Source organism: Variovorax sp. J22G73 (assembly GCF_030317035.1).
Taxonomy (GTDB): domain Bacteria; phylum Pseudomonadota; class Gammaproteobacteria; order Burkholderiales; family Burkholderiaceae_C; genus Variovorax.
On record NZ_JASZYK010000003.1, the window covers coordinates 272,816 to 295,657 of the forward strand.

The 22,842-nt window shown below is 69.3% G+C and carries 22 protein-coding genes; 19 read left to right on the forward strand and 3 right to left on the reverse strand.

Annotated elements, in window-relative coordinates; all coding sequences use genetic code 11:
• Positions 1 to 11: 11 nt before the first annotated feature.
• The 3 genes from QTI51_RS13885 to QTI51_RS13895 all read left to right on the forward strand — a co-directional run bounded on the left by QTI51_RS13885 (position 12) and on the right by QTI51_RS13895 (position 3,046).
• A complete protein-coding gene (locus QTI51_RS13885; protein WP_286514341.1) occupies positions 12 to 965 on the forward strand; it encodes a sugar kinase in 954 nt (317 codons plus the stop codon).
• A gap of 5 nt (positions 966 to 970) precedes the next feature.
• A complete protein-coding gene (locus QTI51_RS13890) occupies positions 971 to 1,951 on the forward strand; it encodes a 2-hydroxyacid dehydrogenase (RefSeq protein WP_286514343.1) in 981 nt (326 codons plus the stop codon).
• Positions 1,952 to 2,020: 69 nt separating this feature from the next.
• On the forward strand, positions 2,021 to 3,046 hold the full coding sequence (locus QTI51_RS13895) for a LacI family DNA-binding transcriptional regulator (protein ID WP_286514345.1): 1,026 nt from the start codon (positions 2,021 to 2,023) through the stop codon (positions 3,044 to 3,046).
• Between the two features lie 52 nt (positions 3,047 to 3,098).
• Here the strand turns inward: QTI51_RS13895 and QTI51_RS13900 are convergent, their stop codons facing one another.
• Entirely contained in the window at positions 3,099 to 4,760 is a 1,662-nt protein-coding gene (locus QTI51_RS13900) for a GMC family oxidoreductase (RefSeq protein ID WP_286514347.1), read from the reverse strand.
• A gap of 136 nt (positions 4,761 to 4,896) precedes the next feature.
• On the opposite strand from QTI51_RS13900, the gene QTI51_RS13905 reads away from it, so the two are divergent.
• The 5 genes from QTI51_RS13905 (at position 4,897) to QTI51_RS13925 (ending at position 9,148) form a co-directional block, all read left to right on the forward strand.
• Entirely contained in the window at positions 4,897 to 5,781 is an 885-nt protein-coding gene (locus QTI51_RS13905; RefSeq protein ID WP_116909891.1) for a LysR family transcriptional regulator, read from the forward strand.
• Between the two features lie 157 nt (positions 5,782 to 5,938).
• The gene (locus QTI51_RS13910) at positions 5,939 to 6,943 is read left to right on the forward strand and encodes a tripartite tricarboxylate transporter substrate binding protein (RefSeq protein WP_286514356.1); all 1,005 of its coding nucleotides are present in this window, start codon (positions 5,939 to 5,941) and stop codon (positions 6,941 to 6,943) included.
• Between the two features lie 10 nt (positions 6,944 to 6,953).
• A complete protein-coding gene (locus tag QTI51_RS13915; protein ID WP_286514359.1) occupies positions 6,954 to 7,772 on the forward strand; it encodes an SDR family NAD(P)-dependent oxidoreductase in 819 nt (272 codons plus the stop codon).
• A 3-nt stretch (positions 7,773 to 7,775) separates the two neighbouring features.
• A complete protein-coding gene (locus QTI51_RS13920) occupies positions 7,776 to 8,573 on the forward strand; it encodes an SDR family oxidoreductase (protein ID WP_286514362.1) in 798 nt (265 codons plus the stop codon).
• Between the two features lie 59 nt (positions 8,574 to 8,632).
• On the forward strand, positions 8,633 to 9,148 hold the full coding sequence (locus tag QTI51_RS13925) for a carboxymuconolactone decarboxylase family protein (RefSeq protein WP_116910109.1): 516 nt from the start codon (positions 8,633 to 8,635) through the stop codon (positions 9,146 to 9,148).
• 10 nt (positions 9,149 to 9,158) lie between these two features.
• On the opposite strand, the gene QTI51_RS13930 is transcribed toward QTI51_RS13925, so the two are convergent.
• Positions 9,159 to 10,058, reverse strand: a complete 900-nt coding sequence (locus QTI51_RS13930; RefSeq protein ID WP_286514365.1) for a LysR family transcriptional regulator — start codon at positions 10,056 to 10,058, stop codon at positions 9,159 to 9,161.
• Between the two features lie 88 nt (positions 10,059 to 10,146).
• Here QTI51_RS13930 and QTI51_RS13935 point away from each other — a divergent pair, with 88 nt between their 5' ends.
• From QTI51_RS13935 to QTI51_RS13960, 6 genes are read left to right on the forward strand one after another with little or no spacing between them, the layout of a single operon-like run.
• Complete coding sequence (locus QTI51_RS13935; protein ID WP_286514368.1) at positions 10,147 to 11,010, forward strand: amidohydrolase family protein; 864 nt, start codon at positions 10,147 to 10,149, stop codon at positions 11,008 to 11,010.
• Positions 11,007 to 11,870: an SDR family NAD(P)-dependent oxidoreductase gene (locus tag QTI51_RS13940; protein WP_286514371.1), complete on the forward strand. Its 864-nt coding sequence runs from the start codon at positions 11,007 to 11,009 to the stop codon at positions 11,868 to 11,870. The genes QTI51_RS13935 and QTI51_RS13940 overlap by 4 nt, the downstream gene beginning before the upstream one ends.
• Positions 11,871 to 11,901: 31 nt before the next feature.
• A complete protein-coding gene (locus QTI51_RS13945; RefSeq protein ID WP_286514374.1) occupies positions 11,902 to 12,885 on the forward strand; it encodes a Bug family tripartite tricarboxylate transporter substrate binding protein in 984 nt (327 codons plus the stop codon).
• A 23-nt stretch (positions 12,886 to 12,908) separates the two neighbouring features.
• Positions 12,909 to 13,556 (forward strand): hypothetical protein, encoded by a 648-nt coding sequence (locus tag QTI51_RS13950; RefSeq protein WP_286547618.1) that lies wholly within the window; start codon positions 12,909 to 12,911, stop codon positions 13,554 to 13,556.
• On the forward strand, positions 13,553 to 14,860 hold the full coding sequence (locus tag QTI51_RS13955; RefSeq protein WP_286514379.1) for an MFS transporter: 1,308 nt from the start codon (positions 13,553 to 13,555) through the stop codon (positions 14,858 to 14,860). Before QTI51_RS13950 ends, QTI51_RS13955 begins: the two co-directional genes overlap by 4 nt.
• Positions 14,857 to 15,318 (forward strand): nuclear transport factor 2 family protein, encoded by a 462-nt coding sequence (locus tag QTI51_RS13960; protein ID WP_286514382.1) that lies wholly within the window; start codon positions 14,857 to 14,859, stop codon positions 15,316 to 15,318. Before QTI51_RS13955 ends, QTI51_RS13960 begins: the two co-directional genes overlap by 4 nt.
• A 90-nt stretch (positions 15,319 to 15,408) precedes the next feature.
• On the opposite strand, the gene QTI51_RS13965 is transcribed toward QTI51_RS13960, so the two are convergent.
• Positions 15,409 to 16,911: an FAD-dependent oxidoreductase gene (locus tag QTI51_RS13965; protein ID WP_286514386.1), complete on the reverse strand. Its 1,503-nt coding sequence runs from the start codon at positions 16,909 to 16,911 to the stop codon at positions 15,409 to 15,411.
• A gap of 46 nt (positions 16,912 to 16,957) precedes the next feature.
• Here QTI51_RS13965 and QTI51_RS13970 point away from each other — a divergent pair, with 46 nt between their 5' ends.
• From QTI51_RS13970 to QTI51_RS13990, 5 genes are all read left to right on the forward strand, one after another.
• Entirely contained in the window at positions 16,958 to 17,440 is a 483-nt protein-coding gene (locus QTI51_RS13970) for a MarR family winged helix-turn-helix transcriptional regulator (protein ID WP_286514387.1), read from the forward strand.
• A gap of 126 nt (positions 17,441 to 17,566) precedes the next feature.
• Positions 17,567 to 19,966 (forward strand): DNA polymerase II, encoded by a 2,400-nt coding sequence (locus QTI51_RS13975; protein ID WP_286514389.1) that lies wholly within the window; start codon positions 17,567 to 17,569, stop codon positions 19,964 to 19,966.
• A 181-nt stretch (positions 19,967 to 20,147) separates the two neighbouring features.
• Entirely contained in the window at positions 20,148 to 21,179 is a 1,032-nt protein-coding gene (locus QTI51_RS13980) for an ABC transporter substrate-binding protein (RefSeq protein ID WP_286514391.1), read from the forward strand.
• Positions 21,180 to 21,183: 4 nt separating this feature from the next.
• Entirely contained in the window at positions 21,184 to 21,978 is a 795-nt protein-coding gene (locus QTI51_RS13985; protein WP_286514394.1) for an ABC transporter ATP-binding protein, read from the forward strand.
• Between the two features lie 11 nt (positions 21,979 to 21,989).
• The gene (locus tag QTI51_RS13990) at positions 21,990 to 22,838 is read left to right on the forward strand and encodes an ABC transporter permease (protein ID WP_116909878.1); all 849 of its coding nucleotides are present in this window, start codon (positions 21,990 to 21,992) and stop codon (positions 22,836 to 22,838) included.
• Positions 22,839 to 22,842 lie beyond the last annotated feature (4 nt).

Below are 22,842 nucleotides of genomic sequence, written 5' to 3' on the forward strand. Positions count from 1 at the left end.
CCGACAACGACATGACAGAACCCACCGCCTTCGACGTCGCCCTGTTCGGCGAGGCCATGCTCCTGCTGGTGGCGGACCGTCCCGGTCCGCTGGAGAACGCCGAGTCGTTCTTCAAGCGCACCGCCGGCGCCGAGACCAACGTGGCCATCGGCCTGTCGCGCCTGGGCCTGAAGGTGGGCTGGGCCAGCCGCCTGGGCACCGACTCCATGGGCCGCGCGCTGCTGGCCGCCATGCGCGCCGAAGGCATCGACTGCTCGCACGTGATCACCGACGCCACGCAGCGCACGGGCTTCCAGTTCAAGGGCCGCGTCACCGACGGCAGCGACCCGCCCATCGAATACCACCGCAAGGGCTCGGCCGCGAGCCAGATGGGCCCGGCCGACGTGGACGAGGCCTGGCTGCGCTTGGCGCGCCACCTGCACGCCACGGGCGTGTTCGCCGCCATTTCCGAGACCAGCCTGCAGGCCGCGCTGAAGACCATGGACGTGATGCGCGCCGCCGGTCGCACCATCTCCTTCGACACCAACCTGCGCCCCACGCTGTGGTCGTCCACCGACACCATGCGCCACTGGGTCAACGAGCTCGCCTCACGCGCCGACTGGGTGCTCCCCGGCATCGAGGAAGGCCTGCTGCTCACGGGCCATGACAAGCCCGAGGACGTGGCCCGCTTCTACCGCGAGCGCGGCGCGAAGCTGGTGGTCGTGAAGCTGGGCGCCGCGGGCGCCTACTACGACAGCGACGTGGCCGGCACCGGCCATGTCGACGGCTTTCCGGTGAAGGAAGTGATCGACACCGTGGGCGCGGGCGACGGCTTTGCCGCCGGCGTGGTGAGCGCGCTGCTCGAAGGCCGCAGCGTGCCCGACGCCGTGCGCCGCGGCGCCTGGATCGGCGCGCGCGCCGTGCAGGTGCTGGGCGATACCGAAGGCCTGCCGACGCGGGCGCAACTCGAAGAAGCGGGGCTTTGAAGACCATGTCGAAAAAGAACGTGCTCGTGTTCCGGGCGCTGCCCGACGACCAGCTGGCGCGCCTGCAGGCCGCGCACCACGTCACGCAGGCCGATCCGCGCAAGGAGCCCGAGGCCTTTGCCGCGGCGCTGCGCACCGCGAACGGCCTCATCGGCTCGAGCTACAACGTCGACGCCGCGCTGCTCGACCAGGCGCCGCAGCTCGAGGTGATTTCGAGCGTGTCGGTCGGTGTGGACAACTACGCGCTGTCCGAGCTGCACAAGCGCGGCATCGTGCTGTGCCACACGCCCGACGTGCTCACCGAGACGGTGGCCGACACCGTGTTCGCGATATTGATGGCCACGCAACGGCGCGTGGTGGAGCTGTCGAACCTGGTGCGCGAAGGCCGCTGGACGAAGAACATCGGCGAGGAGCTGTTCGGCACCGACGTGCATGGCAAGACGCTGGGCATCCTCGGTTTCGGCCGCATCGGCCAGGCCGTGGCACGCCGTGCCGCGCTGGGCTTCGGCATGCCGGTGCTGTACCACTCGCGCCGCCCGGTCGACCTCGCCACGCAGGCGCCCGAGCTGCAAGGCCGGGCCACGCACACGCCGCTGGACGACCTGCTCGCGCGCGCGGACATCGTGCTCGCGATGCTGCCGCTGACGGACGCGACGCGCGGGATGATCGACGCGGGCTTTTTCGCGCGCATGAAGCCCGGCGCCTCGTTCATCAACGGGGGCCGCGGTGCCACGGTGAACGAAGAAGCGCTGCTGCAGGCGCTGGACCACGGCACGCTGCGCGCGGCCGGGCTCGACGTGTTCGCGAAGGAGCCGCTGCCCGCGGCGTCGCCGCTGCGCACGCACCCGCGCGTGACGCCGCTGCCGCACATCGGCTCGGCTACGCACGAGACGCGCCATGCGATGGCGGAGCTGGCGACGACGAACCTGCTGCAGGTGCTGGCCGGAGAGAAGCCGACGGCGCCGTACGACACGGCGAGCGCATGAGGGACTTGTCTTGCCCCCTCTCCCCTTGGGGAGAGGGAGCGAGAGCGGGAACGGGAATGGGTGCCGACCATGAAACCCAGCGGCCGCGCCACCATCGCCGACGTGGCTGAAGCAGCCGGCGTTTCCAAAGCCACCGTCTCGCGCTTCCTCAACCACCGCGAACGCCTGCTGAGCCCCGACATCGCCGCCCGCGTCGAGGTCGCCATCGCCGCGCTGCAGTTCTCGCCGAGCCCGATGGCCCAGGCGCTGAGCCACGGCCGCTCGCGCCTCATCGGCCTGATCGTGGCCGACATCACCAACCCCTATTCCGTGGCCGTGCTGCGCGGCGCCGAGAAGGCCTGCCAGGACGCCGGCTACCTCGTGATGCTGTTCAACCTCGGCAACGAGAGCGAACGCGAGCGCGAGGCCATCGACGCGCTGGCGGGCTACCAGGTCGACGGCTTCATCCTCAACACGCTGGGCCGCGGCAGCAACGTGGTCGACGCGGTCACGCTGCACGGCAAGCCGGCGGTGCTGGTCGACCGGCGCCACACCGGCATGCACACCGACTTCGTATCGCTGGACAACCACGCCGCCATGACGGCCACCTGCGGCCACCTGGTCGAAGGCGGCTACCGCGAGCTGCTGTACGTGACCGAGCCGCAGAAGGGCGTGAGTTCGCGGCGCGAGCGCACGGCCGCCTTCGGCACCTGCGTCACGGCGCACGAGCCGCGCGTGGCCGGCGAGATCTTCGAATGCGTCGAGGGCGGGCACGAGGCGCTCGACGATGCCCTGCGCGCGCTGCGCCAGCGCGCCAAGCGCGGCCGGCGCGCGGCGGTGGTCGCGGGCAACGCGGTGGTCACGCTGCGCGTGGCGCAGGCCATGGCGCGGCTGCGCTGGCAATTCGGCGACGACCTGGGCTTTGTCGGCTTCGACGATCCCGAATGGGCCTCGCTCATCGGCCCCGGCCTGAGCACCGTGGCGCAGCCCACCGACGCCATCGGCCGCACGGCCGCCAACTGCCTGATCGAACGGCTGCGCGGCCTCGACGTGCCGCCGCGCCAGTTGCTGCTGCCGGGCGAGCTGGTGGTCAGGGGATCGTCCCAGGCGCGCTAGGCGCCTGCATCGGATCTTGGCGCGCTGAGCGCCTGCATCGAAACCTGGCGCGCTAGCGTCCTGTAGCGGGTTCAGGCGCCCTGGCGTCCTGCACCGCGCGGTCGAAGGTGATCGGCCCGCGCATCCAGTCTGCCGCGCGCTCGGCGATCATCACGGTGGGCGCGTTGGTGTTGCCGCCGATCAGCGTCGGCATGACCGAGGCATCGACCACGCGCAGATTCTCAACGCCGTGCACGCGCAGCTGCGCATCGACCACCGACATCGCGTCCGTGCCCATCCTGCAGGTGCCCACCGGGTGGTAGATGGTGTCGGCGCGCGCGCGAATGTGGCGCTCCAGTTCTTCGTCGGTGTGGGCGTCGGCCGTGTAGAGCTCGCGGTGCCGGTACTTGGCGAGCGCCGGCGCGCGCAGGATCTCGCGCGTCTTCTTCACGCCCTGCAGCAGCAGCGCCATGTCTTCCGGTTCCGACAGGAAGCGCGGGTCGATGCGCGGCGCCGAGAGCGGGTCGGCGTCGTTCAGCCGCACCTCGCCGCGGCCCCTGGGCCGCAGCACGCACACATGGCACGAGAAGCCGAAGCCCATGTGCAGCTTGCGCGCATGGTCGTCGGTGATCGCGATCACGAAGTGCAGCTGCAGGTCGGGCCGGCGCAGCTCGGGCGACGACTTGACGAAGGCACCGCCCTCGGCGAACGGCGTGGCCACCAGCCCGGTGCCGCGCTTGCGCCATTCGAAAATGGCCTTCAGCAGCTTCAGCCCGGCCACCGCGCCGATGCCGAAGAGCTCGGTGTCCTTCGAGGTGTACGAGAGGATGAAGTCCGTGTGGTCCTGCAGGTTCTGCCCCACGCCCGGCAGCGCATGCCGCAGCGCGATGCCGTGCCTTGCCAGCTCCGCGGGGTCTCCGATGCCCGACAGCATCAGCAGCTGCGGCGAGTTGAACGCGCCGCCACACAGCACCACCTCGCGCCGCGCGGAAATGGTTTCGGCGGTGCCGCTGCGGCGCACCTCGACGCCCACCGCGCGCCGCCCTTCGAGCACCACGCGCAGCGCCTGCGCGCCGGTCAGCACCGTGAGGTTCGCGCGCTTCATCGCCAGATGCAGGTAGGCCGCGGCCACCGAGCAGCGCTCGCCGTTCTTCGCGCCGCCGTGGAACTGCGTGACCTGGTACAGGCCCGCGCCTTCCTGCTCGGGGCCGTTGAAGTCGTCGTTGCGCGGAATGCCGCAGGCCTGCGCGGCGCGCACGAAGTCGTCGGTGATGGCGCGCGGGCTCTGCTGCTCGGCCACCTGCAGCGGCCCGTCGGCACCGTGCAGCGCGCTCGCGCCGCGCTGGTTGCCCTCGGCGCGAATGAAGTAGGGCAGCACCTCGTCGAAGGACCAGCCGGCGCAGCCCGCGCGGGCCCAGTCGTCGTAGTCCTCGCGGTGGCCGCGCACGTAGAGCATCGCGTTGATCGCGCTGGAGCCGCCCAGGCAGCGCCCGCGCGGCTGGTAGCCGCGGCGGCCGCCGAGACCCGGCTGCGGCACGGTCTGGTAGGCGTAGTTGTTGATGCGCGGGCGGCCCGGCAGCATCGCCACCGTGGCGGACGGCGCGCGCACCAGGATGCCGCGCCCGTCGCCTCCCGCTTCGAGCAGGCAGACCTGCACGCCCGGGTCTTCGCTCAGCCGCGAAGCCAGCGTGGCGCCGCCGGAGCCGCCGCCGACGATGACGTAGTCGAATTCCATGGCGCGTCTGTCCTTGTTGTTGTCATTTCGCGCTCACGATTTCAGCCGGTATTGGCGGCGCTGTCGCGCGGGTTTCTACGGTTTGGCCGGGCGCGCTGCGCCGCACCGCGTCTCTTCGATGACTCAAAATCCGGCGATGGACATCGCATCACTCGAAATCCTCGTGGCCGCCATCGAGGAGAAGAGCCTCTCGCGGGGGGCTGAGCGGGCGCATGTCGTCACGTCCGCCGCCAGCAAGCGCATCACCGAACTCGAGCGCCAGCTCGGCACGCGCCTGCTGCGCCGCCACGGGCGGGGGGTGGAGCCCACGCCCGCGGGCGCCATGCTCTACCAGCAGGCCAAGGCCATCCTGCGCACGCTCGCGCAGGTGCAGACTTCGCTGGGCGCCTATTCGGCCAGCGGGGTGCCGAAGATCAGGCTGGTGGCCAACTCGTCGGCGGTGCAGCAGTTTCTTCCGTCGGAAATCAGCAGCTTCTCGCGCAAGGCACCGGGTTCGCGGGTCGACCTGATGGAGGCCTTCAGCTACGACGTGCCGCGCATCGTGGCCGACGGCGAGGCCGACATCGGCGTCTACCACGCAGCCCATCCGGCCTCCGGCGTGGTGTCGATGCCCTACCGCACCGACCGCGTCGGGCTGGTCGTGCCCGTGGGGCATGCGCTTTCCCGGCGGGAAACGCTGCGGCTCGAAGACGCGCTCGACCACGACTTTCTGGGCTACTTTCCGCGTCACAGCCTGGAAGAGTTCATGCAGCTGATGGCGCCCGCGCTGTCGCGGCCGTTGCGCGTGCGCGCCCAGGTCTCCAACCCCGAGGCGCGCTGCGAGCTGGTGCGCGAGGGCCTGGGCCTGGCCATCGTGCCGGTGGGCATCGCGCGCAACTACGAGGCGCGCATGGGCCTGGTCGTGCTGCCGCTGGAAGACGACTGGGCGCACCGGCAGCTCTGGGTGTGCGTGGGCGACAGGGCGGCGTTGTCTCCGGCGGCGCACGAGTTTCTCGAGCACCTGCTGTCCGGGCACGGCTGAAACGCAGAACAGGGAGAAAGAGCGCGCCGGGGCAGGGCGCGGGAAAAGGAGCTTTGCCGAATCGTCAAAGCAGGGCGCTCCAGCATTCCTAGACTTCGAGTTCGCCGCGACACCCCCCACCGGGGCGTGCCGCCAGACAGAACAAGGAGACGCCATCTTGAATTCCCCCCGCCTGCAGCGCCGCGCCGTGCTGCGCATGGCCACGGCCGGCACGGCCTTGGCCGGCGCACCGGCCCTCTTCCTCAGCCCCTGGGCACATGCCGCCGACGCTTTTCCCTCGCGGCCCTTGCGCGTCGTGATTCCGTTCACCGCCGGCGGCGGCACCGACGTGGTCGGCCGCGTGCTCGGCCAGGCGCTGGCGGCCGAGCTGGGCCAGCCGGTCATCATCGACAACCGGGCCGGCGCGGGCACCGTGATCGGCTCCGACATCGTCTCGAAGGCGCCCCCCGACGGCTACACGCTGCTGTTGACCACCTCCGCGCTCGCCATCAACGCGTCGCTGGTGAAGAGCCTGCCCTACGACACGGAGAAGGGCTTCACCGAAGTGGGCCTGATCTGCCACGGCCCCAACGTGCTGGTCACCCGCCCCAACAGCCCGTACAAGACGATTGCCGACCTGGTCAAGGCCGCCAAGGCCAACCCCGGCAAGCTGAACTACGGCTCATCGGGCAACGGCTCGGCCGTTCACCTCGCGGGCGAGCTCTTCAAGAGCATGGCGCAGATCGACATCACGCATGTGCCCTACCGCGGCGCGGGGCCGGCGTACACCGACCTGCTCGGCGGGCAGATCGACATGGTGTTCGGCACCGCGGGCGGCGTGGCGAAATTCGTCGAGAGCGGAAAGATGCGCGCGGTGGCCGTCACCTCGCCGCAGCGCTCCGCGGCCTACAAGAACGTGCCGGCCATCGCGGAAACGCTGCCGGGCTACAGCGCGGAGGTCTGGTACGCGATCTTTGCGCCGGGCGGCACGCCCAGCGCCTTGCTCGACCGGCTCAACGCCGCGCTGCGCAAGGCGGCCGAGGCGCCGGCCTACCGCGAGCGGCTCGCCGGCGAGGGCCTCACCGTCGCCGTCAACACACCGCAGGACATGACGAAGTTCATGCGCGCCGAAGAAGCGCGCTGGCGCAAGGTCGTCACCGACGGCCACATCACGATCGATTGATCCCACAGACATGAAGAACGGAACCGACATGGGCACAGGAAGACTGCAAGGCAAGATCGCCATCATCGTGGGCGCGGGGCAGCAGCCCGGCGACACCGTGGGCAACGGCCGCGCGACCGCCGAACGCTTCGCGCAGGAGGGCGCCACGCTGCTGCTGGTGGACATCAACGAAGCGTGGGCCGAGAGCACGCGAGAAGCCGTCGCCGCCCTGGGCGGCAGCGCCTCGGTGCTGCGCGCGGACATCACCCGCGAGGCCGACTGCGCCGCCATCGCCGCCGCATGCATCGAGCGCCACGGCCGCATCGACATCCTGCACAACAACGTGGGGCGCTCCAAAGGCGACCGCAAGACCGTCGAGATGGATGCCGACGCCTGGGACACCATCATGGCGATGAACCTGAAGGGCATGTTCATGACCTGCAAGCACGTGCTGCCGCACATGATCGAGCGGCAGTCGGGCTGCATCGTCAACATCTCCTCGACCTCGTCGCTCGCCGCTCGCCCCAGCATCACCTACAAGACCAGCAAGGGCGCGGTCAACACCATGACCCAGCACATCGCGATGGAGAACGCGCGTCACGGCATCCGCGCCAACGTGATCCTGCCAGGCTTGATCGACACGCCCATGGCCATCGAGCGCCGCGCGCAGGAACGCGGCGTGTCGCGCGACGTGATCCGCGCCGAGCGCGAGGCGCTGGTGCCGATGGGCCGCATGGGCACGGCGTGGGACGTCGCGAATGCGGCGCTGTTTCTCGCGTCCGACGAGGCGCGCTACATCACGGGCGTGATCCTGCCGGTGGACGGCGGCCTGCTCGAGAAGAGAGGCTGAAGCATGGACCTCGGACTGGCGGGGCGCCATGTGCTCGTGACGGGCGCCAGCCGCGGCATCGGCTTTGCCTGCGTGCAGGCATTCCTGGCGGAGGGCGCGAAGGTGACGATGCTGTCGCGGGACGAAACCGCCCTGTGCGCCGCCGCGCAGTCGCTGGACGCGGGCGGCCGCGTGCTGTGGCGCGCCGCCGACCTGCGCGATCCGGCGTCTGCGCTCGCCGCGCTGGAGTCGGCCGAGGCGGCCGAGGCCGGGGCCGGGTTCGGCCCGCTGGACGTGCTGGTCAATTGCGCCGGGGCCGCCAGGCGCAGGCCACCCGATGAACTCGATGCCGCCGCCTGGAACGACGCGATGCAGGCGAAGTTCTTCAGCTACATCCACATCATGTCGCCGGCCGTGCAGCGCATGGCGGCGCGCGGCGCGGGCTGCGTGGTCAACGTCGTCGGCGCGGGTGGCAAGGTCGCCAACCCGACTCACCTGGCTGGTGGCGCCGCCAATGCGGCGCTGCTGCTCGCGAGCGCCGGCATGGCCGCCGCGTATGCGCGCCAGGGCGTGCGCATCAACGCACTGAACCCCGGCCAGGTCGCCACCGACCGGCTGCGCCAACGGCATGAGGCGGAAGCCCGGCTGGCCTCGCTCGAAGGCCGGCCCCCACCGGCCGCGCCCGGCGCCGCGCTGCCACTGGGCCGGCCCGCCGAGCCGCGGGAGATCGCCGACATGGTGGTCTTTCTTGCATCGCCGCGCGCAAGCTACGTGACCGGCGCCACCATTGCCATGGATGGCGCGACGACGCCGATGATCTGAACGCGGCGGACAGCGTGTTTCCCTTGTTCACCTTCACTCCCCGAACCGACACCACCACCATGCGCATCGCTCCCATCGAACCCGGAAGCCGCCCCGAACTCGCCACGCTCGAGGCCGAGATTGCCAAGCAGCGCGGCCGCGTCTCGCCGCTTTACCAGGTGCTGCTCAACAGCCCGCCCATGGCCCACGGCTGGGAACAGCTGCTGACGGCCGTGCGGCGCCACAACAGCCTGCCCGAGGCGGCACGCGAACTGGTCATCCTGCGGGTGGCGGTGCTCAACCGTGCGCGCTACGAATACGACGCGCACGTGCCGATCGCGCTGCAGGCGGGTGCTTCCCAGGCGGCCGTCGATGCGCTGTCGGACCCGTCCGCCATCGGGGCGGGCCTGTCGAGCGACGAGGCGTTGCTCATCGAACTCACCGATGCGATGACGCGCGGCATCGATGTGCCGGCCGCGCTGTACCAGCGGGTCAGCGAGCGCTTCACGTCGCAGCAGGTGGTCGATGCGATGGTCACCATCGGCGCCTACAACATGGTGTCGAGATTTCTCGTGGCGCTCGAGATCGGGCACTGAGCCCGGCGGTTCATTCGGCCTTGACGCTGCCGTAGTGTTCGAGCGCCAGCTCGCGCAGCACCTGCGCGGCCCAACGGCTGGTTCGCGTGGCGGGCCGCGCCTTCGGAATGGCGAGCACGATGCGGTTGCGGATGGCCGGCGCATGGATGGCCGCGCGATGCAGCGGCTTGTCGTAGGTCCAGAGGCGCACCGCGCTTTGCGGCAACACGGTGTACGACACGCCGCGCGCCACCAGCGACAGCACGGTCTGCACCGAGTCGACCTCCGCCACGATCGACAGCGGCATGCCGCGCGGCTTGGTCTCGCGCTCGAGCAACTGGCGCAGCGCGTTCGGCCCGCTCGGCATCACGAGCGGCAGCGCGGTCACATCGACCAGCTTCATGCGGCGCGGCAGCGGCTGCGGGCCGATCACGATCAGCGGTTCGCGCGCCAGCGTTTCCTCCTGCATCTGGGGGGAGGGCGGCGGGTCGAACAGGATGGCCAGGTCGAGCTTGCCTGCCACCAGCCATTCGCGCAGCCGGATGCTCAGGCCCTCGACCACGCTGATGACGGCGTCGGGAAACTTCGCCCGAAAGCGTTCCACCAGGTCGGCCGCGAGCACGTGCGCCACGCGCGGTGGCAGGCCGATCACGACACGGCCGTGCGGGCTCGCACGCCGCTCCTGCATGTCGGCCCGGGCATGCTCGGCCGCCTCGAGGATGGTGCGCGCATGCGCAAGCAGCGCAAGGCCCGACTCGGTCGCCTCGACGCCGCGGCCCGTGCGAACCAGCAGCGGCTGGCCGACTTCTTCTTCGAGCAGGAGGATCTGCCGGCTCAGCGCGGGCTGCGACATGTGCAGCGAGGCCGCCCCGCGGCTGAAGCTGCCCGACTCGACGACGGCGACGAAATAGTTCAAGCGGGTGAAGTCCATGCGAATGCATTTTACGGATAGCTGATATCCGGAAAAAGCAGATATCGAGCGAGGGGCGCCGCAACACAATTCACTGAGAGACAACGACATGCCAACCACCTTGACCTACAACCCGCGGCCTTCCGCGCCACGCCTGAGGCTGCCGCCCGGTGCCTGCGACGCGCACGTGCATGTCTTCGGGCCGGCCGCGCGCTTTCCCTTTTCCGACACGCTGGCCTGGACGCCCGCGGACGCGCCGAAGGAAAAGCTCTTCGCCCTGCACGAACACCTGGGCATCGAGCGCTGCGTGATCGTGCAGTCGCTGGTGCACGGCTTCGACAACCGCGCCGTCGAGGATGCGATTGCCGCCGGCGGCGGACGCTACCTGGGCGTGGCGCTCGTGCCGCTGGACATCTCCGACGCCGAGCTTTCGCGCCTCGCCGCGGCCGGGTTCCGCGGCGTGCGCTTCAACTTCATGAAGCACCTGGGGGCCTCGGGCAGCGTGGAAGACATCGTCGCCTTCACGCGCCGGCTCGCGCCCCTGGGCATGCACCTGCAGGTGCATTTCGAAAGCAGCCTGGTGCACGCGCTGGCCGCGCCGCTTGCCCGCAGCGCGGTGCCCGTGGTCATCGATCACATCGGCCGCGTCGATGCCTCGCTCGGCGCGGGCCATGCCGACTTCGCGGCGCTGCGTACGCTGCTGCGCAACACGTTGTTTCGCGTCAAGTTGAGCGGCATCGACCGCATTTCGGACGACGCGGACTATGCGCAGGGCATCGAACTCGCGCGCCTGCTGGCCGACGAGTTTCCCGAACGCTGCCTGTGGGGCACCGACTGGCCGCACCCCAACCACCACCACGTGCCTGACGACGGCGTGCTCGTCGATGCGCTGGCGCAGATCGCGCCGGACGACGCGTTGCGCACGCAGATCCTGGTGCGCAACCCCCTCGACTTCTACCGCTTCGACGCATGACCACATCAACAACCACATCCACGACGACAACCACGGTTGCGACGGACCTGTTCCAGCCCTCGGCGCGCCGCCTCGGCGGCAAGGTCGCGCTCGTCACCGGCGCGGGTTCGGTCGGCCATGGCTGGGGCAATGGCCGCGCCATCGCCGTGCGCTTCGCGCAGGAAGGCGCGCAGGTGTTCGGCGTGGACCGCGAGGTCGAGCGCATGGGCGAGACGGCCGAACTCATCGCGCAGGCCGGCGGCATCTTCGCGAGCGGCGCCTGCGATGTGACGCAGGCCGCATCGATCGAAGCCATGGTCGCGCAATGCATGGCGCGCTTCGGGCGCATCGACGTGCTGGTGAACAACGTCGGTGGCTCGGCCAGGGGCGGGCCGGTCGAGATGACCGAAGCGGTGTGGGACGCGCAGGTCGACCACAACCTGAAAAGCGTGTTTCTCACCTGCAAGCATGTGCTGCCGCACATGCTCGCGCAGGGCGGTGGCGCCATCGTCAACCTGGCATCGACCTCGGCCACACGCTGGACCGGCGCCGCGCAGATCGCCTACGCATCCACCAAGGCCGCGGTGATGCAGTTCACGCGCGTGCTCGCGGTGCAGTACGCGGGGCAGGGCATTCGCGTGAACACGGTGGTGCCGGGCCAGCTGCACACGCCGATGGTCGAGACGCGGTTGGCCGGCCAGCGCGCGGGTGGCGACGTGCAGGCGCTGCTCAGGCAGCGCCAGGCACGCATTCCGCTGCCTTTCATGGGCGACGGGCGCGACACCGCCGCGGCCGCGCTCTTTCTTGCGTCCGACGAGGCGCGCTTCGTCACGGGCACCGAGATCGTGGTCGACGGCGGCATGTCGGTGCGCTGCGACTGAGCATTTCCGCAAGAACAACAGGAGACACCGGATGAAGCATGTGTTTGTTCACAGACGCCATTGCCTGCGCGGCCTTGCGGCCGCCGCCCTCGTGGCCACGGGCCTTCCGGCGCACGCGCAGCAGGACCGCATCACGCGCATCGTGGTCGCGTTTCCGCCGGGCGGTCCGGTCGACTTCGTGGCCCGCGCCATCGCCGAGCAACTCGGCAAGGAAACCGGGCACCAGGTCATCGTCGACAACAAGGCCGGCGCCAATGGAGGCATCGCGGCGGAGTACGTGTCGCGCTCGGCGCCCGACGGGCAGACGCTGTGGCTCACCAGCGTGGGCGCGGTGGCGATCAACCCCTCGCTGTACGAGAAGCTCATGTACGACCCGGCGAAGGACCTGAGCCCCATTTCGCTGGTCGTGCGCAATGTCGAAGTGCTGGTGGTCGGCGCCAACGCGCCCTACAACACGGGCGCGGAATTCGTCGCCGCCGCGAAGAAGAGCAGGCAGCCGTTGACGCTCGCCTCGTCGGGCACCGGCAGCGTGCCGCACCTGGCGATGGAACTGCTCTCGGACGCCACGAAGACGCCGCTGCTGCACGTGCCCTACAAGGGCGCGGCGCCGGCCATCACCGACGTGCTCGCGGGGCACGTGGACGGCTTCTTCGGCGACATTCCGGGGCTCCTGCCGTTCATCACCAGCCGCAAGCTCAAGCCGATCGGCATCGCGGCTTCGAAGCGGCATCCGCTGCTGCCCGACGTGCAGACCTTCCAGGAGATGGGCATCGCCGGCGTCGACTCGGACAACTGGTATGCGCTCTTCGCAGCCAAGGGAACGCCGGTGGGCGTGGCCGACGCGATGAACCAGGCCGTGCGACGCGCGCTCGCCAACGAGGGCGTCAAGGGCCGCCTGATGGCCTCCGGCGCGGAGCCCGCACCGTCCAGCCCGGCCGAACTGAGCGCGCTGCTGGCGCGCGACAGCGCCAAATGGGGCGCGGTGGTCCGCGCCAAGAAGATCAAGCCCGATTGATGTTGATGCCCATGCCCATGCCCATGCCCGATACCCGAGCCCACATCGTTCTCCTGCAGATGCGCGCTGCACCTTCTGCGGCAACGCACATCGAAGCCGATGTCACCGCGTTCTGCGCGGGCCTCGGCGCGAGCGTTGCCGCGGCGGTGACGCTGCGGCGCGCGGCGCTCAGCCTCGATGGATCGCAGGCCTATGTCTACCTGCAGTCGCAGGCGGCCGAAGCACCCGACGGCGAAGCTCTGGCCGCGGCATTCGGCGCAAGGTGCGACTGGTCGAGCCATGTGCGTGCTTGCGCGCTCGAACCGAAGCTCGACATCGCCGGCGCCGCCGCCGGTGAGTGCCCGCGTTTCCACTACGTCGTCGAGACCGATCCCGAGGCCGGTTGGCTCGACGAGATCGCGCGCTGGTACGACACCGAGCACATGCCCGGCCTGGCCGCGGTGCCCGGCTGCGTGCGGGCGACGCGCTTTCTCAACCACGGCGGCGGGCCGCTGTCGCTGGCCTGCTACGACCTGTTGCGCGAAGACGTGCTGGGCTCGCCGCCCTGGCTCGCGGTGCGCGCCACCGCATGGAGCGGCATCGCGCGGCCCCACTTCACGAACACGAAACGAACGATGTTCCGCGTCGTCGCGCAGGCGCGGGAAGACATGCCAGCAGGAGCCGCACCATGACACTCAAACCCGGCAGGACGCTGGTCTACCTGCTTCTCTTCACCGGCTGCTCGATCAACTACATCGACCGCGTGGTGCTCTCGGTGTCGGCGCAACCGATCGCCAAGGAGTTCGGGCTGTCGACGATCCAGCTCGGCTATCTGTTCTCGGCATTCCTCTGGTCCTACCTGCTGTTCGTGCTGCCGTGGGGCGCATTGGTGGACCGCATCGGCACGCGGCGCGCGACCGCCTCAGGCATGGCGATCTTCTCGGCTGCGACGGTGCTCACCGGGCTCTCTGGCGGCTTCGTGAGCGCGTGCCTTTCGCGGCTGGTGCTCGGCTTCGGCGAGGCCTCGACCTATCCGGCCGGCGCGCGCACCATTCGCGAATGGATGCCCGCGCGCGAGCGTGGCCTGGCGACCACCGTCTTCAATTGCGGCGGCTATGCGGGCCCGGCCCTGGGGTCGCTGGTGATGGGCTACGTGGTCGGCGAGCTCGGCTGGCGTGGCGGCTTCTACCTGGCGGCGGCCATCGGCTTCTCATGGGTGGTGGCCTGGCTGCTGTTGTACCGGTCGCCGGAGGAGGCCGGCTTCATCGGCGCGCAGGAGCGTGCGCAGATCCTCGCGGAGCGAGGTGGTTCGGTGCAGGCCGCGGTGAGCGATTCGCTCTCGGCGCTGATGCGCTCACGCACCTTGTGGGGCCTGTTCATCGTCCAGGGCTGCGCGGTGTACACGGTCTACCTGTTCCTGTCGTGGCTGCCGAGCTACCTGCAGGCCACGCGCGGCCTGGGCGTGTTGAAGACCGGCTTCTACACCGCCATCCCCTATGCGGTGGCCGTGCCCGGCACGATCTTCGTCGGGTGGCTCAGCGACCGGCTGCTGCGAAACGCACCGGTCAATTCGGGCCGGCGGCGCAACCTGGTGGCGACCATGCTGCTGTGCTCGTCGTGCATCCTGGCGACGCCGTGGGTCAACGACATCACGCTGATCCTCGCGCTGTTCTCGCTGTCGCTCACCAGCATCGGCAGTTCGGTGGGCCTCAATATCGCGCTGGCCAGCGACCTCTTGCCCAACCCCGCCAACACGGGCAAGGCGCACGGGTTCCTGGTGACCGGCGGCAACCTCTTCGGCGTGCTCGCGCCCATCGTCACGGGCTATGTGGTGTCGATGACCGGCAGCTACGACGTGGCCTTCTTCATCGCCGGTGCATTGCTGCTCATCGGCGTCACGGTGTGCCTGACGATGACGCGGCATCCGATCTTGCCCGTGCACGACGGGGCCGCGGCCGACGCCCTGGCCGCGCCCCAGCAGGAGTTCGCACCATGACCCTGCTGGCGCTGCAGGAGCGGGAGGAGATTCGCGAGCTGCTCGCGCGCTACTGCTTCCTGCTCGACGCCCGCGACCTCGGCGCGTTCGCGCGGCTCTTTGCGGAGAACGGCGAATGGATCTCGCGCAACGGCAGGGCGACGGGCAGGCCCGCCATCGAAGCGCTGCTCGACGGCCTCGTGCCCGTGCCGAGGGAGGGCGCGCGGCGCAAGCACCTGACCTGCAACATCGTGATCGAGCTGGAAGGTGTTTCGGCCTCCGTGCGCTCGAACTTTCTTGTCGTGCGCGACAGTACCGCGGGGCCCGTGATTGCGGTGGCCGGCACCTACGCCGACCGGCTGGTCAAGGCGGACGGGCGCTGGTACTTCGCCTCGCGCGAACTCTTTCACGACATCGCGGGAGAAAGCGGATTGAACGCTGCCGCGACTTCGAGCGGACCGCCGGAGGTGAACACCTGACAGGGCAGCTTGCGCACAAACGACGGTGAATGCGTCTGCTTCGGGCAAGCTTCTCGCCTCGCGTCCTGCGCTCGGCCGCTGTCGTTTGCCTCAGCGCGCTGCGCCGCAGCCGACGCGCTGCAGATAGCCTTCGAGCACCTCGACATGCGCGGCCGCCACGATGGCGCCCACGTAGCCGTCGGGCCGCACCAAAACCCAATCGCCAACTGAGAGCGCGTAAGCATCGCGAAAGTGGCCGCCATCGTCGCGCAGGTCACCGCGATCACCGAACGTGTGAATGTGCAGCCTCGCACGCGGCGGCACATCGCGCCTGTCGGTCTCCCAGCCCAGCAGCGTCCAGTGCGCGCCCTTGAACAGCTGGAACAACCGCGTCGGCTGACCCGCGGCACCTGTCACCGGCGCATCGGGTGCACGGTCTCCCGCGCGCAGGCCCTGCGTGCGCGCCGGCGCTTCCATCGCAAGCGATGACTCGGGGTAGCCGATGTCCAGCTGATGCACCTCCCGGCCGCGCTGCATCTCGCCGCGCTTCGCATCGACGAGCAGTCGGGTGGCCAGCCCGAGCACTTCCGCGGCGATGGGCCGGCGTTCTTCCTCGTAGCTGTCGAGCAAGGCCAGCGGCGCACCGACCGCAGCGGCCGCCAGTTTCCAGCCGAGGTTGTAGGCATCCTGCACGCTGGTGTTCAGGCCCTGGCCGCCAGTGGGCGGATGCACGTGCGCTGCATCGCCGACCAATAGCACGCGGCCCGCGCGGTAGCGGTCCGCCAGCCGCGCGTTCATGTGGAAGGCCGAGGCCCACGAGACCGAACGGATCTCGATGTCCGTGCGCCCCGTGCGCGTGGCGACCATGGCGTTCAGGCCCGGCGCGAAAAGATCGATGTCGCCTTCCAGCAGAATCGGCGCCTGCAACTGGAACAGCTCCGTGCCGGCGAGCGGGCACAGCGACATCTGCGTGCCCATGTCGCCTTCGTTGAAGCGGTGCCAAGCCTCACGGCCCAGGCCCGACAGCACCACATCGGCCACCACGGCACGCACGCCCAGCGTCTTGCCGGGGAAGCCGATGTCCAGCGCATGCCGCACGAAGCTGCGGCCACCGTCGGCGCCAATGAGGAAGCGCACGCGCAGCGTTTCTTCCCCATTCGAGCCGATCAAATGCGCCGTGACCCCGCTGTCGTCCTGCTCGAAGCCGACCAGCTCGCAGCCGAACTCCGGCCGGTGCCCCAGTTCCGCCAGTCGCTCACGCAGCACGCCTTCGGTAAGAAACTGCGGCAGCATCAGCGGAGCGCCATAGGGCTCCGAGGGCGTGGGCGCGGCGTGCGTCATCACCGGTGAATCGACATGGCTGCCGTCGGCGCGGTACTCCCGCGAGGGCGGGTACAGGCCACCGGCCGCCACGACGCGATCGAGCATGCCCAGGTCCTCGAACACCTCCTGCGTGCGCGGCTGGATGCCCTTGCCGCGAGAGCCCTGGAAGGGCGCGCCCATCTTCTCGATCAGCCGGAACGAAATGCCACGCCGCGCGAGGTCGATGGCGAGCGTGAGGCCGGCCGCGCCGGCGCCGCAGATCAGCACGTCTGCAGAAGGGTTCTGGGTCATGGAAAGCTCCGATGTGTGTAATATGCACTCAATAGGAGCGGATGCTATGCCAAAGAAAATAAATGTGCAAGATGCACACATCTCCGCGCAATTGCGGGCTTTGCACGGAGCGTTGCTGACCGTGGTGAGCGTCATGAACCGCCCGCAGCGCGACGAGGCGATGGTGCGCGAGGCGGGTATTTCGCTGGACCGCGCGCTGTTTCCGCTGCTGGTGGGCATCGAGCGCGTCGGGCCCATCGGCGTGGTCGAGCTTGCCGATCGCGCGGGGCGTGACCACACCACGGTCAGCCGGCAGGTCGCGAAGCTCGAGAGCCTAGGCCTCGTCGAGCGGCAGGGCGGCGTGCACGACCGGCGCGTGCGCGAGGCCGTCGTCACGCCCAAGGGCAAGGCCATGACCGATGCGGTCGATACGGCGCGCGAACGCCTGGCGCGCGCGATTTTCGACAAATGGGAGCCGCAGGACTTCGAGGATCTGGTGCGGCTGCTGCAGAAGTTCGCGCACGACATCGAGGGCGCGGGCACGCGCTAGATTCCGCTCGCCGCGCGGGCGCAACCGGCCACAACAGAGCACAACCGGGCGAAAATCGGCGCTGCCAAAAAGGCTGACAAAGCCGAACAGCCCACCCTCCCGCCTCACCCGATTCTTCAAGCCGCCGTGCCGTCTACCGAACTTAACGGCTTCATCCTCACGCGCAACTGGCGCGATGCCCCGGCCGGCACCGAACTCGAGTACTGGCTGGCCACGGACGCGGGCCCGGTGAAGGTGCTGCTGACCTCGCAGACCTCCGTCGCCTTCGTCGCCGCCCGGCACAGGGCCGCGGTGGAGGCGGAGCTCGCGGGCATGCCGGGCACGCCGGGCATCCAGTTGCGCGAACTCGAGCTCAAGACCTTCCAGCAAGACCCCGTCGTCGGCCTCTACGCGAAGCAGTTCCGCCAGCTCGGCCGGTTGGCGCGCGCCCTGGAGCCGCAGGGCATTCCATTGCTGGAGGCCGACGTGCGGCCGCACGACCGCTACCTCATGGAGCGCTTCATCACCGCCGGCGTGCGCGTGGAGGGCGGCCGTGTGGAGCGCTCGGTGCTCGTCGACTGCAGGCTCAAGCCCGCGCCCGGCTATCGCCCGGTGCTGAAGGTGGTGTCGCTGGACATCGAGACCAGCCAGGACGAAGCGCTCTACTCCATCGCGCTCGACGGCATGCAGGAGCGCGTCGTCTTCATGCTGGGCGAGCCACCGGCCGAGCCGCGCGACTCGTCCGAGCACACCGGGCCTATGGACTTCGCGCTCGTCTACTGCGCCTCGCGCAAGGCCATGATCGAGTCGCTCAACGACTGGTTCGCGCGCAACGACCCCGACGTCGTCATCGGCTGGAACGTGATCCAGTTCGACCTGCGCGTGCTGCAGAAAACCGCCGACCAGTGCGGCGTGCAATTCCTGCTCGGGCGCGAGCGCCGGCCCATCGACTGGCGCACCCATCCGGGCAAGCAGGGCTACCTGTTCGCACCCACGCCCGGGCGGGTGGTCATCGACGGCATCGACGCGCTCAAGGCGGCGGTGTGGAGCTTTCCCTCGTTCAGCCTGGAGACGGTGTCGCAAACGCTGCTGGGCGAGGGCAAGGCCATCGGCGACGAGTACGACAAGATGGCCGAGATCGAGCGGCGCTACCAGCACGACAAGCCCGCGCTCGCAACCTACAACATCAAGGACTGCGAGCTGGTGCTGCGCATCTTCGAGAAGGCGAAGCTGCTGCAGTTCATGATGGAACGCGCCCACGCCACCGGCCTGCAGGCAGACCATTTCGGCGGCTCCATTGCCGCGTTCAGCCACCACTACCTGCCGCGCATGCACCGCCTGGGCTACGTCGCGCCCAGCGTGGGCGAGATCGCGAGCAAGGCCTACCCCGGCGGCTACGTGATGGACTCCAGGCCGGGCTTCTACGACTCGGTGGTGGTGCTTGACTACAAGAGCCTGTACCCGTCGATCATCCGCACCTTCCTGGTCGACCCCGTGGGCTTCGTGGAGGGCTCGAACGCGAAAGACCCGGCGCCGCTCGTCAAGGGGCCCGAAGGCACCGTCTTCTCGCGCGACAGGCATTGCCTGCCCGAGATCGTGACCACGCTCTGGCGCGCGCGCGACGAGGCCAAGCGCGTGAAGAACGAGCCGCTGTCGCAGGCGCTGAAGCTGCTCATGAACTCGTTCGCCGGCGTGCTGGGCGCTTCCGAGTGCCGCTTCTTCAACCCGAGGCTGGTGTCGGCCATCACGCTGCGCGGCCACGAGATGATGAAGCTCACGCGCGACTTCGTGGAGCAGCGCGGCTACGAGGCCATCTACGGCGACACCGACTCCATCTTCGTGTGGCTGCGCCGCACGCACAGCAACGAAGAGGCGCACGCCGTCGCTGCCGAACTGGTGCGCGACATCAATGCCTGGTGGACGCGCACGCTGCGCGAGGAGCAGGGCCTGCAGAACCTGCTGGAGATCGAGTTCGACACGCACTACAGCAAGTTCTTCATGCCCACCATCCGCGGCTCCGACGTGGGCAGCAAGAAGCGCTACGCGGGCCTGAGCACCGACGCCGCGGGCAAGGAAGAAATGGTCTACCGCGGCCTGGAAATGGCCCGCAGCGACTGGACCCCGCTGGCGCGCCAGTTCCAGGAAGGGCTGCTGTCGCGCATCTTCCAGGGCGAGCCCTATAAGGCCTTCGTGACCGACTACGCGCGCGCCACGCTGGCCGGCGGCAAGGACGACCTGCTCATCTACCGCAAGCGCCTGCGCCACCGGCTGGATGCCTACCTGGTCAACGTGCCGCCGCAGGTGCGCGCGGCGCGCATCGCCGACGAATACAACGCCAGCGTGGGCCGGCCCATGCAGTACCAGAACGGCGGCTGGATCCAGTACGTGATGACGCGCAACGGCCCCGAGCCGCTGGAAACGCGCCACTCCCGCATCGACTACGAGCACTACCTGAGCAAGCAGCTGCAGCCGATCGCCGACGCCATCCTGCAGCCGATGGGCGAAAGCTTCATGGCGCTGACGACCGCGCAGCAAGGACTTTTCTAGCCGCGGGATTCACGTTTTCCCGCATGTGGTGCACGCCGGTGCACCGCATGCACCGCGATGTCATTGGGGAAGCGCAAGGGGACCTATTTTTTAGTTCGCCCGTTGCGAAAAACGGTGCTTGGTGCGCTCGCCGCGCGCTCCTAGCATCCGTTCACCTCATCGCATCCCAAAGGAATTCGCCATGGCCCATCTCCGGGACCCCGGTCGCCGAAGTCTCCTGAAGACGTCCCTTATCGCTGGCGGACTCTCCGCCGGCGGCCTGCTCAGCGTCGACGCCTTCGCGCAGGGCAAGGCGCGCATCAACATGCAGCTGGGCTGGATCGTGGGGGGCAACCAGATCGGCGAAGTGGTCGCCAAGCGCATGGGCTTCTACGAGCAGGAAGGCATCGACTTCGCGATCCAGCCGGGCGGCCCCAACATCGACGGCGTGGCCATCATCGCCTCGGGCCGCTACGAGGTCGGGCAGGTGTCCTCCAGCCCGTCGATCATGCTGGCCGTGTCGCAGGGCCTGCCCATCAAGTGCTTCGCCGTGGGCGCGCAGAAGCACCCGTACACCTACTTCTCGCTCGCGAAGAACCCGGTGCGCAAGCCGGCCGACCTGGTGGGCAAGCGCGTGGGCATTCCGTCGACCGCGGCCATCCTGCTGCGCGCGCTGCTGGCCAAGAACAAGATCGCCGAGAAGGACGTGAAGGTGATCTCCATCGGCGCGGACATGTCGCCGCTGCTCACCGGGCAGGTCGACGTGGTGACGGGCTGGCTCACCAACACCACCGCCATCAAGGTGCTGGGCCCCGACATCGCCACGCTCACGCAGTGGGACGCGGGCGTGCGGCTGTACGCGCTGCCGTACTACGCGTCGACCAGGACGCTGGAGACGCAGCCCAAGGTCATCGAGGCCTTCCTGCGCGCCACGGCCAAGGGCTGGCACCACGTGCGCGCCAACCGCGACGCGGCGGTGGACATGCTGGTGAAGGAATACCCCAACCTCAAGCGCGAGGACGAGCGCGTGGCGGTCGACGCCATGCTGGAGTACGCCTTCGGCGGCGCCGCGCAGACGCAGGGCTGGGGCGCGATGGACCCGGCCGTGTGGCAGGAGCAGATTGCCACCTATGCCGAGCTGGGCCAGTTCACCGCGCGCACGCCCAGGGTGGAAGACGTGATCTCGCTCGACGCGATGAAGGCCACCGCCGCCGCGCGCGCCATGAAGGGCTGACGCGATGGCCGCCGTTCTGGAAACCGTTCGCGCATCGGCCCCGGCCATCGCGTGCCGCGACATCGGCGTGCGCTTCTTCACCGAGCGCCGCGACGTCACCGCCATCAAGAGCCTCGACCTCGACGTGGCGCAGGGCGAGTTCCTCACGCTGCTGGGCCCCTCGGGCTGCGGCAAGTCGACTTTTTTGCGCGTGGTGGCCGACCTGCTGCAACCCAGCCGCGGCCACATCGAGGTGCTGTCGTCCACGCCGCAGGCCGCGCGCAAGAACCGCGATATCGGCTTCGTGTTCCAGGACGCGGCGTTGCTGCCCTGGCGCACGGCGCTGCAGAACGTGGAGCTGCCGCTGCAGGTGGGCGGCGGCGCGAGCCGCAAGGGCCGCCGCTCGCCGCAGGAGCTGCTCGAGCTGGTGGGGCTGAAGGACCGTGCCAATGCCTTTCCGCACGAGATGTCGGGCGGCCAGCGCCAGCGCGTTTCGATTGCCCGCGCGCTCGCCAGCGACCCGAAGATCCTGCTGATGGACGAGCCCTTCGGCGCGCTCGACGAGATCACGCGCGACCGGCTCAACGAAGAAATCCTGCGCGTGTGGCGCGAGACGGGCGTGACCATTCTCTTCGTGACCCACAGCATCCACGAGGCCGCCTTTCTCGGCCAGCGCGTGTTGATGCTCGCGGCCAACCCCGGGCGCGTGCGCGAGATCGTGCCGGTCGGGCTGCCCGCCGAACGCACGCTCGAAATGCGCGAGACCCCCGAATTCGTTCGCCTCACAAGCCACCTGCGGCGCGTGCTGGAAACCTGCTGAGGCCGACTGCCATGAACACACGTTCCCTCGACTCCGCCGTGCCCGGCGCCTTCACCGCGCCGGCAGACCCCGAGTACCAGGCCTGGGCCGCCGCGCGGCAAAAGCGCCTGTGGCGGCGCCGCATCCTGCCCGCGCTGGGCATCGTCGGGCTCATCTTCCTGTGGTGGGCCGTGATTGCGGTGTTCGACGTCAAGCCCTTCATCGCGCCCACGCCGTGGGCCGTGCTGGAAACGCTCTACGCCAAGCGCGCGGTGCTGCTCGACAACCTGCTGCCCACGGCCATGGAGGCGGCCGGCGGCTTCGTGCTCGGCAACCTCGCGGCCATTGCGGTGGCGACCGTGTTCGTGCACAACAAGACGCTGCAGGACATCTTCTTTCCGGTGGTGCTGATGTTCAACGCCGTGCCGCTGGTGGCCAAGGCGCCGGTGCTGGTGCTCATCATGGGCAACGGCATGGAGCCGAAGATCACCATCGCCGCGCTGGTGTGCTTCTTTCCGACGCTGGTGAACATGGTGCGCGGGCTGGAGTCGGTCAACCCGCAGGCGATGGAGCTGATGCGCGTGCTGTCGGCCAGCAAGACCGAGATCTTCTTCCGCCTGCGGCTGCTGAACGCGCTGCCCTACCTGTTCTCGGCCCTGCGCATCGCGGCGTCGATGTGCGTCATCGGCGCGGTGGTGGGCGAGTGGGTGGGTGCCACGGTGGGCATCGGCGCGATGATCCTGCAGGCCACCTTCAACTTCGATTCGCCGCTGCTGTACGCCGCCATCGTCATGAGCGCCACGCTCTCGGGCCTGTTCTTCCTGCTGGTGACGCTGGCCGAGAAATGGGTCATTCGCTGGCAGCCCGAGAACGTGCACTGAGCAC